General features: G+C 56.4%; 14 protein-coding genes and 1 tRNA gene. 7 read left to right on the top strand and 8 right to left on the bottom strand.

Features of this window, described 5'->3' with window-relative positions; all coding sequences use genetic code 11:
- Position 1 precedes the first annotated feature (1 nt).
- From GJQ55_RS09895 to GJQ55_RS09885, 3 genes are all read right to left on the bottom strand, one after another.
- Positions 2-547 carry an LOG family protein gene (locus GJQ55_RS09895; protein ID WP_228344800.1) on the bottom strand — a complete coding sequence of 182 codons (546 nt, stop codon included), beginning with the start codon at positions 545-547 and terminating at the stop codon, positions 2-4.
- Positions 548-556: 9 nt separating this feature from the next.
- Positions 557-976, bottom strand: coding sequence for a hypothetical protein (locus GJQ55_RS09890; protein WP_228344799.1), 420 nt, complete (start codon positions 974-976; stop codon positions 557-559).
- Positions 977-1,080: 104 nt separating this feature from the next.
- On the bottom strand, positions 1,081-2,460 hold the full coding sequence (locus tag GJQ55_RS09885; protein WP_228344798.1) for a PhoH family protein: 1,380 nt from the start codon (positions 2,458-2,460) through the stop codon (positions 1,081-1,083).
- A gap of 314 nt (positions 2,461-2,774) precedes the next feature.
- Here GJQ55_RS09885 and GJQ55_RS09880 point away from each other — a divergent pair, with 314 nt between their 5' ends.
- The 3 genes from GJQ55_RS09880 to GJQ55_RS09870 all read left to right on the top strand — a co-directional run bounded on the left by GJQ55_RS09880 (position 2,775) and on the right by GJQ55_RS09870 (position 6,983).
- Positions 2,775-3,785, top strand: a complete 1,011-nt coding sequence (locus GJQ55_RS09880) for a hypothetical protein (RefSeq protein ID WP_228344797.1) — start codon at positions 2,775-2,777, stop codon at positions 3,783-3,785.
- 2 nt (positions 3,786-3,787) lie between these two features.
- Positions 3,788-4,780 (top strand): putative solute-binding protein, encoded by a 993-nt coding sequence (locus GJQ55_RS09875; RefSeq protein ID WP_228344796.1) that lies wholly within the window; start codon positions 3,788-3,790, stop codon positions 4,778-4,780.
- Between the two features lie 79 nt (positions 4,781-4,859).
- On the top strand, positions 4,860-6,983 hold the full coding sequence (locus GJQ55_RS09870; protein ID WP_228344795.1) for a TRAP transporter large permease subunit: 2,124 nt from the start codon (positions 4,860-4,862) through the stop codon (positions 6,981-6,983).
- An 80-nt stretch (positions 6,984-7,063) separates the two neighbouring features.
- Here GJQ55_RS09870 and GJQ55_RS09865 read toward each other — a convergent pair whose 3' ends face one another.
- Positions 7,064-7,771: a cyclic di-GMP-binding domain-containing protein, MshE-related gene (locus GJQ55_RS09865; RefSeq protein WP_228344794.1), complete on the bottom strand. Its 708-nt coding sequence runs from the start codon at positions 7,769-7,771 to the stop codon at positions 7,064-7,066.
- 319 nt (positions 7,772-8,090) lie between these two features.
- On the opposite strand from GJQ55_RS09865, the gene trxB reads away from it, so the two are divergent.
- Positions 8,091-9,041 (top strand): thioredoxin-disulfide reductase, encoded by a 951-nt coding sequence (trxB, locus tag GJQ55_RS09860; RefSeq protein WP_228344793.1) that lies wholly within the window; start codon positions 8,091-8,093, stop codon positions 9,039-9,041.
- Between the two features lie 83 nt (positions 9,042-9,124).
- Here the strand turns inward: trxB and GJQ55_RS09855 are convergent, their stop codons facing one another.
- From GJQ55_RS09855 to GJQ55_RS09845, 3 genes are read right to left on the bottom strand one after another with little or no spacing between them, the layout of a single operon-like run.
- On the bottom strand, positions 9,125-9,943 hold the full coding sequence (locus GJQ55_RS09855) for a M48 family metallopeptidase (RefSeq protein ID WP_228344792.1): 819 nt from the start codon (positions 9,941-9,943) through the stop codon (positions 9,125-9,127).
- Entirely contained in the window at positions 9,940-10,401 is a 462-nt protein-coding gene (locus GJQ55_RS09850) for a YbjQ family protein (protein WP_228344791.1), read from the bottom strand. The genes GJQ55_RS09855 and GJQ55_RS09850 overlap by 4 nt, the downstream gene beginning before the upstream one ends.
- Positions 10,401-10,721, bottom strand: coding sequence for a YbjQ family protein (locus tag GJQ55_RS09845; protein WP_228344790.1), 321 nt, complete (start codon positions 10,719-10,721; stop codon positions 10,401-10,403). Before GJQ55_RS09845 ends, GJQ55_RS09850 begins: the two co-directional genes overlap by 1 nt.
- 153 nt (positions 10,722-10,874) lie before the next feature.
- Between GJQ55_RS09845 and GJQ55_RS09840 the strand changes: the two genes are divergently transcribed.
- Genes GJQ55_RS09840 through GJQ55_RS09830 form a run of 3 tightly spaced genes read left to right on the top strand, consistent with a single transcriptional unit; the run spans position 10,875 to position 13,289 of the window.
- Positions 10,875-12,113, top strand: coding sequence for a hypothetical protein (locus GJQ55_RS09840; RefSeq protein WP_228344789.1), 1,239 nt, complete (start codon positions 10,875-10,877; stop codon positions 12,111-12,113).
- Entirely contained in the window at positions 12,106-12,816 is a 711-nt protein-coding gene (locus tag GJQ55_RS09835) for an OmpA family protein (protein ID WP_228344788.1), read from the top strand. Before GJQ55_RS09840 ends, GJQ55_RS09835 begins: the two co-directional genes overlap by 8 nt.
- Positions 12,813-13,289, top strand: coding sequence for a hypothetical protein (locus GJQ55_RS09830; protein ID WP_228344787.1), 477 nt, complete (start codon positions 12,813-12,815; stop codon positions 13,287-13,289). Before GJQ55_RS09835 ends, GJQ55_RS09830 begins: the two co-directional genes overlap by 4 nt.
- 1 nt (position 13,290) lies before the next feature.
- Here GJQ55_RS09830 and GJQ55_RS09825 read toward each other — a convergent pair.
- Positions 13,291-13,366: transfer RNA gene (locus GJQ55_RS09825), tRNA-Arg, on the bottom strand.
- Positions 13,367-13,406: the final 40 nt, after the last annotated feature.

The raw sequence follows: 13,406 nt of genomic DNA, 5'->3' as shown, positions 1-13,406 counted from the left end.
TTCAGTAAGCAGTCATCAGGGCCAGCAGTTGTTGCGGATCGTCGCTGCGTAACAGCTGTTGTTCGCCGTGGCTGAAGCCTTCATGGCGGATATGGGCCAGCAGATCAAACAAGGGTTGCCAGTACTGGTTAACATCCAGACAGCCGCAGGGCTTGGCGTGGCTGCCCATGCCGGCCCAGCACCAGATCTCAATCAGTTCATCCAACGTACCGACGCCACCGGGCAGGGCGATAAAGCCATCCGCCAGTTCGGCCATTAAGGCTTTGCGTTCGTGCATGCTGGCCACATGGTGCAGTTGGGTAAGGTTGGGATGAGCACGTTCGTGCTTATTCAGCAGGTCGGGAATTACGCCGATCACTTCACCGCCACAGGCCAGTGCGGTGTCGGCCAGCGCGCCCATCAGGCCGTTGCGGCTGCCGCCATAGACTATACCGATACCGGCTTCGGCCAGTGTGCGGGCCAGCTGTGCTGCGGCCCCGGTATAGGCCGGGGAGTTACCCGGCCGGGAGCCACAGTAGACCGCGATGCGTCGTAACGGAGTGGTCATCAGATGGAATCAGAACAACTGCAGTACCAGAGCGGCCTGTTCGCAGTGATCTTTCTCTTTCAGGTCGTTTTTCTGCCGGGCTTCGCCGGACTTGATGGAGGTGTAGCTGCTGGGTGAGCCTTTGCAGATGGTCAGGCCCAGTACGTTGTTTTTCGATTGCACGTACAGGTTCATATTCACCATGCCACGGCTGCGGTTACGCAGATGGATTTTTTTCGGCGAAATGCTGAATGACCGCAGACCATCTTTGGCGGTGATATTCATAATTTCACCGGCGGGAGCGTTTACAAATACCGCGTCATCACGGATTTCAATGCTGGTCCAGTTGGAGTCGGTTTCAAATTCCAGCTCATAAATGGCTTCAGCGCGGACGCTTTGGGTGCTCAGAGTCAGAACGGCGAGGGCGGCGGCGGCCAGGGTTTTCTTCATAGTCACTTCCGAGGATCGCTCCGGGAGGGTGTATTTCATAAATGGTTGGTGTTGCCCGTCAGTGACAGGCAACACAAGTTATATAGTTCACATTTCTTATATCGTCAAAGATGCTTTTCCGCGTATTCGGCCAGAAGGGAGCGCGGCGAGCCTTCCAGATGCAGGGTGCCGCCGTGGCTGAAATTCTTAAACCGTTCAATCAGATAGGTTAAACCGGAACTGATCGGGTTGAGATAAGGCGTGTCGATCTGGGCCAGGTTACCCAGGCACACCACCTTCGAGCCCGTGCCGGCGCGGGTAATGATGGTCTTCATCTGATGCGGGGTCAGGTTCTGGCATTCATCAATCAGAATCAGGCTGTGCTGAAAGCTGCGGCCGCGGATGTAGTTGAGCGACTTAAACTGCAGCGGCACTTTCTGCAGAATGTAATCCACACTGCTGGTGGTGTGTTCGTCATCGCTGTGCAGCGCCTCCAGGTTGTCGGTAATGGCACCCAGCCAGGGTTCCATTTTTTCCGCCTCGGTGCCGGGCAAAAACCCGATGTCTTCGTCCAGGCCCTGGGTTGAACGGGTGGCAATAATGCGCCGGAACTGCTGCGTGGCGACGGTCATTTCAATGGCGGCCGCCAGCGCCAGAATGGTTTTGCCGGAACCGGCCTGGCCGGTGAGGGTCACCAGATGCACATCCGGATCGAGCAGCAGATGCAGCGCCAGCGCCTGCGGAATATCCCGCGGCGTCAGGCCCCAGGCGCTGCGTGCCAGCAGTTGCTCGGCCGGCAGATCCTGCAGGGTGGCCATACCGTCCTGCAGCTGTACCACACGACCGATAAAACCACTCTGATCGACAATAAAGCGGTTAATACCCAGCTCATCCGGCAGGTCGGCCTGAGCGATGCGGTGGTAGGTACCGGTGCTGTCGTGGAAGGTTTCTACGGTGCTCTGGGTATCCCAGAATGAGCCTGCAACCGCAAGATACCCGGTTTCCAGTAAGGCAACGTCCGAAACCAGCTGATCGGTCTGATAATCTTCGGCGGCGATGCCGCAACCGCGCGCCTTCAGGCGCATGTTGATGTCTTTGGTAATCAGCACCACATCGCGGTTGGGGTATTTTTCCTGCAGCCCGACCAGGCTGTTAATAATTTTATTGTCGTTCAGATCCGGTGGCAGTGAACGGCGTGGTGCATCAAAGTTATCCAGCAGAATCGACAGATGCCCCATGGCGGCGCCGCCGGCGCGGATGATGGGCACGCCGAGGGCAATTTCAGTCGGCGAGGCGTGGCCAATAATATGATCAATTTTACGGATGGCTTCGCGGCAATCGGCAGCAACACCCGCCTTGCCCATTTTTAACTTATCCAGCTCCTCCAGTACCGTCATCGGAATCACCACCTGATGCTCTTCGAAATTCAGCAGCGCGGCGGGGTCGTGGATCAGAACATTGGTATCCAGAACGTACAGCTTGGTTGCGGATTTGCGTGCGGCCATAAAGGTATTCTCCTGAACATGGCGGGGCAGTCATCAACGGCTGGCCGGTAAGCACCGGCCGGCTTCACTATGCAAGCACGCAAAGACGCTGCCAAGTTTAAATTTTGTGACAGTGAATATGGGCCATCGGGTCGGCGGCGCGGCCGGATCGAACCTTCCCGAAATAGGTAATTGGCTCTAATGTCGCGGGCCGGGAGACAGTACGGCCAAGGTATCGGCGGCGCGTATTGTCATACTGCACTTGGGCTGCCATAGGGCAGTGGGGTAGTATCCCCGTCAGAATAACAACAACATTGATTGAAACTGGGGGCACCATGTCTTTCCTCGCGCGTTTTACGCTGGTTGTGCTGGCACTCAGCACCGTTACCGGCTGCAGCACGATTTACCGCACCACGGGTTGGTTTGCATACGATTTCACCGAAGATTACGCCATTCCTTACACCATGAAATCGTCCGACCCCGAGCAGGCCTGTGGCATGACCAGCGCACTGTCACCGGCGCTGATGTCGTTCACCGAGCTGACCTATACGCCGGATCGTGCCGCCGTCACCATGAATATGATGATGGGCACCTGCGCCGAAGAAAAAGCTCATGAAGAAGCACTGGCGTATATCCGCGCGTTCAAAGCACAGAATATTCACGAAGCCAAAGATGCCCGCATCCGCGAGAAGCGCGCCTTTGCCGTGGCGGCGCAGCGCCAGTATCAGGCGTATCAGCACATGGTGGCCGAGTTTGGCGCCCCGGGTGAACAGTGCCCGAAACTGAGCAAAAGCAAAGAAATTTACTGGGTGCTGGGTAACCTGGCCGGCATGCAGGCGGTGATGAGCGATCTGCGCGCCGGCAGTGTGGTGAACGTACCGAAAGACATTGCCATGAAAACCGTGCGTGGCCTGCAGTGTGTGGATAACCAGCGCTGGTGGGGCTTGCCGCAGGCTCTGCAGGCTGGCATGTGGATTATGATGCCGGACACTGCCCCGCGTGGCACCGACCCGTGGATGGAAATGGAGCAGGCCAGTCGTCTGGCGACCGCTTCCGGCGTGCGCATGGCTCATGCCATTGAAGTGGTGATTGCCGACAGCACCGGTAACCCCGAGCGTCTGCGCGCCGCCATTCGTCGTCATGGTGAATCGCTGGCGCTGAAAGGCAGCAGCCCGGATTACCGCATGATGGATATTATGGCCTCGCGGCAGATTCTGGCGGTGTCGGATCGTTTGTGGACCGAAGGGACCGGCTCGCGCACACCCGTGGGTGCTTTGGGCACCTTCTGGGACGATGTAAAAACCCCGGTTAATACCCTGAATATTGACGATCTGCTGGAGGATTAATCATGCTGCGTTGGATTTTATTACTGGCATTAACCGGCAGCGCTGCCAGCTGGGCCAACCTTGAAAAACGCACCTTTTGTGTGTACGACCCACTGGGCGCTAACGGTTCGGTGTTCGGTCTCAGCCGTGATTACAGCACCGCGGCACTGGAGTGGGGTGTAGACCTGAATCTGCGCGCTTACACCGACGAAAAAATCGCCATCGACGATTTTAAAGCTCAGCAATGCGACGCGGTGCTGATGACCGGCGCCCGTGCGCGGCCGTTCAATAAATTTGCCGCCACCATTGAAGCCATTGGCGGGGTGCCGACCCACAGCGTGATGCGCAGCCTGATTCAGACCATCTCGGCGCCGCAGGCCGCCCGTTTAATGGAAGAAGGCCGTTATGAAGTGGCGGGTATTTTACCGGCCGGGCCGATTTATCTGTTCGTGCGTGACCGTAATGTCGATACCGTGGAAGAATTATCCGGCAAACGCATTGCCACTTTTGAGTATGACGAACCCTCCATCAAACTGGTGAATCATGTGGGTGCCTCGGTGGTGCCGTCGAACTCAGCGAACTTTTCCGGCCGCTTTAATAACGGCAGCGTCGATGTGGCGTACGCCCCGGCGGTGGCCTACAAACCGCTGGAAATGTACAAAGGGTTGGCCAATAACGGCGGTGTAGTGCGCTTTAATCTGGCTTACCTGGATTTTCAGATGATTATTTACAAAGACCGCTTCCCGGCGGGTTTCGGTCAGAAATCACGGGAAAAAGCCGCGTCGATGTTTGATCAGATGATGGCCCATATTGACCGTGATACTGCCGAGATCGACCAAAAATACTGGATCGAGCTGAGCCAGGAAAACGTCGATAAATACAACGAAATGCTCCGTTCAGTGCGAATTGGTCTGCGTGATGAAGGCGTCTACGACGGCCGCATGCTGCGGCTGATGCGCCGGGTGCGTTGTCAGGAAACGCCGGCGGCGGCCGAGTGTGCGGAACAGCTGGAATAATCCGGCCGTACAAAAATAATAATAACGATTATCAGGCGCCGGCCACGGCGCTCTGGCAGTATTTTCAGAGGACATTCCCATGGAGCAGACCCTGCGTGTCGGCCACCGTACCGCCTATGAATGGCTGGCAGCCTTGCCAGCGTTTCTGGTGCTGGTATTTGTTGTTGTTCTTAATACCAGCAGTTCGCTCCATGCCCAGTTATTGCAACTGGGGGAAAGTATGTGGAGTGGCTATTTCCAGCTGCGTATTGACCCGGTGCAGCCGGGCTGTAATCCGGCTATGGATATTGATGCGGAATTACAGCGTCTGATTCATCAGGCCAATAACAGCGTCGATGAATTTGATCTGTTTGCGCCGGAGCCGGTTAATGAAGGCGCGTTACGCCAGTCGCTGTTGGCCTCACAGCTGCAGTGTGCCGAACGCCATGCCCTGTATGAATCGGCGGTGGAACGCATTACCCCCGGGGTGCAGATTTTCCGTACCATCGAGTTAGGCATTGCCGGTTTCGGCGAATTTGGCATGAACGCCCAGCGCATTATGCTGGCCGTACTGGTGCTTATTTGTGGCCTTACCGCGCTGTTCCGTCGCCACCACATTGCCCTGCGGCCGATGGAAACCGAAATGGATTACCGGGTGGCCGCCGGCGCACAGTTAATTGCCAGCACCATTCTGTTTTATTCCGTCTACAGCTTTAAAGATGTGGCGGTTAATTCCGGTGTGGCCATCAGCACCCAGCACCATATTCTGCACCATCTGTGGATTATTGGTTTCGCCTTTATTCTGCTGCTAAGCCTGTACCAGTTTTTATTTATTCCCAAAGAAGCCAAACCGGGTGGCAGCTTCCTGAAAGCCCAGCTGGCGGTACCGCTGTACGCCACCATGTGCATTATTTCCGGTACCTATTTCATTATGAGTGGCCACAGTGCCGGTATCGGTATTTACCTGAACCAGATGATGGAACTGTCGCAACTGTTCCTGAACGTCGGCCTGTATGTGTGGATCGGTATGCTGTTGAAACGTACCGAGCTGGCACAAAAAGTCTTTGCGGTATTCCGCCCGTTTAATTTACCGCCGGAATTACTGGCGGTAGTGGTGGTGGCTATTGCGGCTATCCCGACCGCGTATACCGGCGCTTCCGGTATTTTCGTGATTGCCGTCGGTGGCCTTATTTATATGGAACTGCGCCGTGCCGGTGCGCGCCGGCAGTTAGCCTTAGCCGCTACCGCCATGTCCGGTTCGCTGGGGGTAGTGCTGCGCCCCTGCTTGCTGGTGGTGATCATTGCTGCGCTGAATAACGAAGTAACCACCGACCAGTTATTTGGCTGGGGCGTGAAAGTCTTTTTTCTTACCACTCTGCTGTTTGCCATGATGGCGCTGATTACCCGCCAGGGGCCGGCACGGCTGGAAATTCCGCAGGATGTATTCCCGCAGTTTCTGCAGGCGCTGAAACCGCTGCTGCCTTATGTGGTGATTATTGGTATTACCCTGCTGATTTACGCGCAGGCGCTGAACGCCTATCTGGATGAATTTTCGGCACCCTTTATTCTGCCGGTGTTGCTGCTGGTGATTCTGATTTATGAGCGTTTAATGCAGGAAAAAGACGTTCTGAAGCGCGAAAACCTGAATATTGATTATGTTGAAAACCGGCTGGAGCAATCCTGGACCGACCTGCGCGTGGGTAATGATTCGCTGGAAAAAACCATCCGCGAAGCCACCACCGAAACCACCGGTCATATCGGTGCGCTGTTAATGCTGATGGGCTTGTCGGTGAGCATCGGTGGGGTGATTGAACGGGCCGAAATTATGCACATGGTACCGCTGGTGTTTGAATCACCCTGGGCTGCCATGGCGGTGCTGGTCGGTATTCTGGTGGTGATCGGTATGGTGATGGACCCTTACGGCGCCGTTATTCTGGTATCGGCCACCATTGCCAGCGTGGCCTATAACAACGGTATTCATCCGGTGCATTTCTGGATGGTGACGCTGGTGGCCTTTGAGCTGGGGTATTTAAGCCCGCCGGTGGCGTTGAACCATCTGCTGACCCGGCAGGTGGTGGGAGAAGAAGAAGTACGGCTGGCGAAAGAAGAAACCGTTGGCCAGAGCTTCTGGTACCGCCATGAAAAAATGCTGTTGCCACTGGTGAGCATGGGCATTGCCCTGGCCATCGTCGCTTTCGTGCCACTGGCCATTGGTTACGACTGAGCCGGTTAATATTGCACCGGTATCAGCCAGCCATAAAAAACGCCGCATTTCGCGGCGTTTTTTATGGGCGGAAAGAATACTCAGCGCAGATGAATCTTCACACTGGTACCGGCACCAAAGCTCAGGTCACGTACAATCACATCACCCATGTGCTGACCTTCGCTGCCAGCCACCCGCACATTGCGGAAGGCAATCTGTTTGATGTTGGTGGGCAGCTGAATATCCAGTGAACCATCGGCATTAATGGTGGTTCGCGGGCCGGGTTCGTATTCAACACCGCTGATTTCCACATCGGAATCCAGCAGGTTGGTGCCCGGAATCAGTGAGGATGCCAGGCTTTCCAGCGTGGTGGCTGCCACATCTTCATCGGACTTAAGATCGTTATCCACAATGTCGAGCAGGCGTTCGTAGTTGGTCATCACGCCCTGGCCGCTGACGCTGGCCATTTCCAGTTCACTCAGGGCTTTCATGCCCGTGCGCTGAATGGATTCCTCAGCCACCGGTAAGCTGTCTTCGGCAGCATGGGCGCTGGACAGAAACGGCTGAAACGGCCCCAGCAGAATAGCGCTCATGGCGGCAATCAGACGGTAGCGTGACTGCTTGCGCAGGGCGTTGTTCAGTTGTTTCTCGGTCAGCCAGCCTTTCTGGATCATTACCTCACCCAGGCGTAAGCCCAGCTGAGCCTGCACGTTCAGTGCTTCATCCAGTTGTTGACGGGTAATGAGTCCTTTATGAATCAGAAGTGTACCGAGACGGGACTTCTGTTGTATTTCCTGGCGTTTATGCATGGCGCGACCTTTAGAGTTCTTGTTATTGGATGCCCGTATGCTGCACCAGCTGTGGCGCTGATACAAGCCAGAGAGCTTGACGCATCAATTTATAGCACTGAATAAAGCGTGTAACGTCTTGTAATTCAACAAAAATACCCGATTGGGCTAAACAGGCCATTAATACGGCCAGATTGGCGCGCAGCGTCCCATCGGGCTGATAGTCCTTACCAATAAGACGATAAGTTTTGCCGGTAGAGCCCGGCCACATTGCCCCCTATAATGGCCGCCGGTTATTTTTCCTTACTGCTGTTTGTTACTGATTCCGGAGAGCCACCACATGAGCGAAGCACGCCACATTAAGTTACTGATTCTGGGTTCCGGCCCGGCCGGCTATACCGCTGCGGTGTATGCTGCCCGTGCCAACCTGAAGCCGGTGATCATCACCGGTATGCAAATGGGCGGTCAGCTCACCACCACCACCGAAGTCGATAACTGGCCGGGTGATGCGATGGGCGTACAGGGCCCGGAATTGATGGAGCGCATGAAGGCCCACGCCGAGCGCTTTGAAACCGAAATTGTGTTTGACCAGATCAGCTCGGTCGATCTGCAGCAGCGTCCGTTCCGCCTGAAGGGCGACAGCGGCGAATACACCTGTGACGCCCTGATTATTGCCACCGGCGCCAGCGCCAAGTACCTGGGCCTGCCCAGCGAAGAAGCCTTTAAAGGCCGTGGCGTCTCCGCCTGTGCCACCTGTGATGGTTTCTTCTACCGCAAGAAGCGCGTCGCGGTAATCGGTGGCGGCAACACCGCGGTGGAAGAAGCGCTGTACCTGTCTAACATCGCTGCCGAAGTGGTGGTGGTGCACCGTCGTGACCGTTTCAGCTCGGAAAAAATTCTGGCCGACAAACTGCTGGATAAAGCCGCCAACGGCAATGTGAAAATTCTGTGGAACAGCGAACTGGACGAAGTGCTGGGCGATGACGCCGGCGTCACCGGTATGCGCATTAAAAACCGTGACACCGGTGCCACAGAGAACATCGACCTGGAAGGCATTTTCGTGGCTATTGGCCACTCGCCGAACACCGGTATTTTTGCCGGCCAGCTGGAGATGAAAGACGGCTATCTGGTGGTACAGAGCGGTCTGGCCGGCAACGCCACCCAAACCAGCATTGAAGGCGTATTCGCCGCTGGCGATGTGTCTGACCATATTTACCGTCAGGCCATTACCTCGGCCGGTACGGGTTGTATGGCGGCGCTGGATGCTGAGCGGTATCTGGATAATCTGTAACAGCGGGTTAAGCGTTCAGGGTTGAGCGTTCAGCGAGCTCCGATTTTACTGTCAGGCTCGCTGAACCCTTAACGCCGTAACCCTCAAGGTGCTTTGAACACCGCCGGCAACGGGGTTAATGCTCCGCTGCCGGGCTGGGTGGCGGCAATCCGTTCGATACGCTCTGCGGTCAGCGGGTGGGTCTGGAACATGGCGCTCCAGCCCGGTTCATCGCGCTGTTGCAACATGTTGTCGAAAAACTCGCTGGCACCGCCGGTATGGCCGTAATGCTGCTGTAACAGCTGCAGCGCCCGGGCATCGGCATCACGTTCCATATCCCGGCTGAAGGCCATTATGGTCAGCATGCCGGTGTGTTGCCCCAATGTGCCGGTAACGTCGCTGCCCATCAGGGTGGCCAGCACCATAAAAGACAACTGCTCCAGCAGCAGAATGGCCGGATGGCGCTGTTCGATATGGGCGTATTCGTGCGCCAGCACCATCGCCAGCGCATTTTCTGACGACACCTGTTGCACTAAGCCCTGGGTAATAAAAATATGCCCGCCTAAGGTGGCAAAGGCGTTCGGCAGCGCTTCATCGGGCAGCCAGTGTACGCTAACCGGCAGCGGCTCCGCTTCCTGTTGCAGCAGCTTATCCAGCAGTTGCTGCAAGGCCTGCTGGCCTTCGTCAGCAGTGGCCATTGCCTCGCTGGACACCGGCGTGTCGCCACTCAGCCATTGGCGTTCCCACTGATACGGCAGCCTGGGCCCTAACCAATGGGCGGCAACGGCCAGCACCAGCATCAGTAAAACCAGTGTGCCCAGCAAACCTGCCGCCAGCCAGAGAAAATCGGCCAGCGGGTGGGTGTCCTGGTTGTTGATGGTATCGGGTAACTGCGGATTACCGGATGGCAGCGGCGTTTTCATGGCAGCGGGTGCTGCGGTGGAATTAACGCCGTACCATAGGCCAGTACTTCAACCGACCCCAGCCCTTTACCGGCATTCTGACCGATGCGGGCGGTTTCAAACTTGAGGTTAAACACCGCCTCGGCGCCCTGACGCAGGGCATCTTCCTGCATACGCAAAATCGCCTCACGGCGGGCGCGATCCAGCAGGCTTTCATAGGCACCGATGCGGCCACCAATAAAACTGCGCAAACCCGCGGCTACGGTTTTGAAATAGTCGACCGATACCACCACCGAACCGGTCACCAGGTTGCTGTGATAATGCTGGTATTGAATGGGCGGCATCCGGTCGGGCACGACGATCAGCCCGCGTAAAATAGCCTCCCGCGCATGAATGCTGCGGTAATGACGTTTCTCGGCCCAGCGACCAAAACCGAACCCCAGCGCCAGCAGTACCAGAAAGGTAAGCAGCTGTTCCATTAACGGTCCTCCAGCTGCACCGCACTGCCGTAAGCAAAAATTTCTGCCGCACCAGCGGCCACGGACGACGTGGAAAAGCGTACGTTCAGCACCGCATTGGCGCCCAGCAGGCGGGCTTGCTCAGTCATACGGTTCAACGCTTCATCGCGCGATTCCGACAGCAGCTCGGTATAGCCTTTCAGCTCGCCACCAAAAATATTTTTCAGGCCCGCCATCAGGTCACGGCCAGCGTGTTTGGCGCGGACCGTGCTGCCCTGTACCAGCCCCAGATGGCGCACCACGCGCTTACCCGGAACCACTTCCATATTACTGATCAGCATGATTGCTCCTTGTGCAGACTGAACGGATAAAAGAAGGTCTATTTAGCCCGCTGGCCAATAAAAAAGGAATATCCCCACGCGGTAGGCTAAAACAGGCAGGATGCACTAAACTGATGGCCACATACACCCGGCCGGGCAAGAGAGACAACACCCATGATGGAGCAGTTTTCCCTGTGGACCTTGGGCTTAATCGTCGTAATTACGGCGCTGACGTTCTTTTTCCACTTTTACCGCTACAGCATCCGCACCGCAGAAGTAGCGCCCAATATTCTTACCAGTATTGGTATTTTCGGTACCTTTCTGGGCGTGGCCTTAGGCCTGTGGCATTTCGATACCGCCGATATTCACGGCAGTGTGCCCAAATTAATGGACGGCCTGAAAACCGCCTTCTGGTCGTCTATTGTGGGCCTGCTTGGGGCGTTAACGCTGAAAATCCGGGGTGCCGTGGCGCAGACTGCCCGCCGCGAAGTGCAGCAAACCCGGGTCGCTACCATTGATGATCTGGACGCCTCGCTGAAACATCTGGCCGATGTGATGAACCCGGCGGCCGACAGCGGCCTGCCGCAGCAGCTTGGACGTCAGCACTTACAAACCCTCGACCGCATGAACGACATCATCAGCAGCCTGGAAACCTACCAGGAGCGGCAGGCCGAAGCCAACGCCAAAGCGCTGGTGCACGCCATTGAAATGGTAATGCGCGAGTTCAACACCAAAATCAACGAACAGTACGGCGACAACTTCAAGCGCCTGAACGAATCGGTGATTGCCATGCTGGAATGGCAGCAAAACTACAAAGAGCAGCTGGGCACTTTAATTGGTGAGCAGGAACGCACCGCCAGCGCCATGAGCGAAGCCGGTGAAGCCTTTGAATACATGGTGAAACACGCCAACGCCTTTAACGGAATTTCTGAATCGCTGCAGGATCTGCTGAACGGTCTGGAAGCGCAGCGACAGAACCTGCAATCGCAGCTGGGCAGCCTGGCCGATCTGGTCAACCACGCCGCCGATGGCCTGCCGAAACTGGAAGAGCGGGTAGTGGGGCTGACCCAGGGCATGTCTGACGCCCTGCAAATGCAGCAACGCTGGGCGGTGGAAGAACTGACCAAAATGCAGCGCAATACGGAACAACAACTGCAACAGATGCAGGCCAGCAGCAATCAGCGCCTGCAGGAACAGCAACAGCAAAGTCTGGCGCAACTGCAGCGTCTGGGTGAGCGGGTCGAGCGGCAGGTAACCGTGCTGGATGAAAGCATGGAAACCGAACTCAACAAAGCACTGAAATCCTTTGGTATGCAGCTGACCGCGCTGTCGGAAAAGTTTGTCAGCGATTACTCACCGCTGACCGAAAAACTGCAACGCCTGGTGGCCATGGCAGAACGCATCGATGAATGAAAACGAACTGGAACAACTGAAAGAACAGGAAGGCCACTGGGTAGCGGTGTCTGACCTGATGGCCGGCCTGATGATGGTGTTCATGCTGGTGGCCGTGGTGTTTATGATCAACGTCGAAACCGAGCGTAATAAAATCCGCGACGTGGCCATTCTGTACGACACTCTGCGTACCCAGCTGTATGAAGACCTGCAGCGTGAATTTGCGCCCGATATGGAACGCTGGGGGGCGGAGCTGGATAAAGATCTGGCCTTCCGCTTCAACAACAGCGAAGTGTTGTTTGACCAGGGCGATGCCGTATTAAAGCGCGAGTTTGAAGCCATTCTGGCCGATTTTTTTCCGCGTTATATCCGCATCATCACCCAGGAGCAATACCGCGACGACATTCTCGAAGTGCGCATTGAAGGCCACACCTCCAGCGCCTGGTCGGGTGCTGCCAGCGATGATGATTCCTATATCCGCAATATGAACCTGTCACAGCAGCGCACCCGCTCAACCCTGGCCTATGTGCTGGGCCTGCCGCCGGTGCAGGCCGATAAAAACTGGCTGAAAAGCCACCTGACCGCCAACGGTTTGTCATCCGCCAAGGTTATCCGCAACGAGCAGGGCACGGAAAATCCCGACCGTTCACGGCGGGTAGAATTCCGCGTGCGCACCGATGCCGAAAGCCGCATCGCCACCATTCTGGACCAGATAGCGCCATGAAGCTGCCCGACTTTCTGCAGGACGAGGCCTTTAACCGGCTGCGCCAGCACATGGGCGCCACCGAACTGGGGCAGTTTGAATTATTCGACCCTTCCCGCCAGCTCACCTGGAGTGAGCGCGAAGCACTGGCCGGGCCGGGCCTGAGCGTGGCCGGTAATGATTTGCGTGTGTTGAAAGACAAAACCCTGGCCTACAAAAACAGCCGGGTGTGGGTGGAACAGGAAGGGGTGTATCACTTAGCGTATTGCCAGCCCATGCAAAGCCTGCGGCACCACGGGCCGCAGCTGCATACCGGCACCAGCGAATGGCCAGCCAGCAAAGAAGGTGGGGTGTGCCTGGAATGCCTGGCCCTGCTGCAGTATCAGGGCATCGACGCCCGCCGCCTGCGGCGCACCGAATTTGTGGAGCAGATGCGCGAACACTTCAGCCTGCAGGAATTTTGCCGCGAGTATCCGTTTTATCCGATTGTGTAACTGGCCTCCCCATCAGGACTTGAACCTGAATCTGACGCTTAGGAGGCATCCGTTCTATCCAGTTGAACTATAGGGAGAGGGGCGCATTCTAGCGGCATCACCGCAGCCTGTCAGCCC

This window comes from Venatoribacter cucullus (genome assembly GCF_016132445.1).
Classification (GTDB): Bacteria; Pseudomonadota; Gammaproteobacteria; order Pseudomonadales; family Oceanobacteraceae; genus Venatoribacter; species Venatoribacter cucullus.
Note: the sequence above shows the minus strand (reverse complement) of the source record. Positions and strands in the feature narration are given on the sequence as shown.

Bases quoted from the DNA above. Each gene is read 5' to 3' on its own strand.
- GJQ55_RS09895 (WP_228344800.1), bottom strand. From the start codon at position 547: ATGACCACTCCGTTACGACGCATCGCGGTCTACTGTGGCTCCCGGCCG.
- GJQ55_RS09890 (WP_228344799.1), bottom strand. From the start codon at position 976: ATGAAGAAAACCCTGGCCGCCGCCGCCCTCGCCGTTCTGACTCTGAGC.
- GJQ55_RS09885 (WP_228344798.1), bottom strand. From the start codon at position 2,460: ATGGCCGCACGCAAATCCGCAACCAAGCTGTACGTTCTGGATACCAAT.
- GJQ55_RS09880 (WP_228344797.1), top strand. From the start codon at position 2,775: ATGTCTTTCCTCGCGCGTTTTACGCTGGTTGTGCTGGCACTCAGCACC.
- GJQ55_RS09875 (WP_228344796.1), top strand. From the start codon at position 3,788: ATGCTGCGTTGGATTTTATTACTGGCATTAACCGGCAGCGCTGCCAGC.
- GJQ55_RS09870 (WP_228344795.1), top strand. From the start codon at position 4,860: ATGGAGCAGACCCTGCGTGTCGGCCACCGTACCGCCTATGAATGGCTG.
- GJQ55_RS09865 (WP_228344794.1), bottom strand. From the start codon at position 7,771: ATGCATAAACGCCAGGAAATACAACAGAAGTCCCGTCTCGGTACACTT.
- trxB (WP_228344793.1), top strand. From the start codon at position 8,091: ATGAGCGAAGCACGCCACATTAAGTTACTGATTCTGGGTTCCGGCCCG.
- GJQ55_RS09855 (WP_228344792.1), bottom strand. From the start codon at position 9,943: ATGAAAACGCCGCTGCCATCCGGTAATCCGCAGTTACCCGATACCATC.
- GJQ55_RS09850 (WP_228344791.1), bottom strand. From the start codon at position 10,401: ATGGAACAGCTGCTTACCTTTCTGGTACTGCTGGCGCTGGGGTTCGGT.
- GJQ55_RS09845 (WP_228344790.1), bottom strand. From the start codon at position 10,721: ATGCTGATCAGTAATATGGAAGTGGTTCCGGGTAAGCGCGTGGTGCGC.
- GJQ55_RS09840 (WP_228344789.1), top strand. From the start codon at position 10,875: ATGATGGAGCAGTTTTCCCTGTGGACCTTGGGCTTAATCGTCGTAATT.
- GJQ55_RS09835 (WP_228344788.1), top strand. From the start codon at position 12,106: ATGAATGAAAACGAACTGGAACAACTGAAAGAACAGGAAGGCCACTGG.
- GJQ55_RS09830 (WP_228344787.1), top strand. From the start codon at position 12,813: ATGAAGCTGCCCGACTTTCTGCAGGACGAGGCCTTTAACCGGCTGCGC.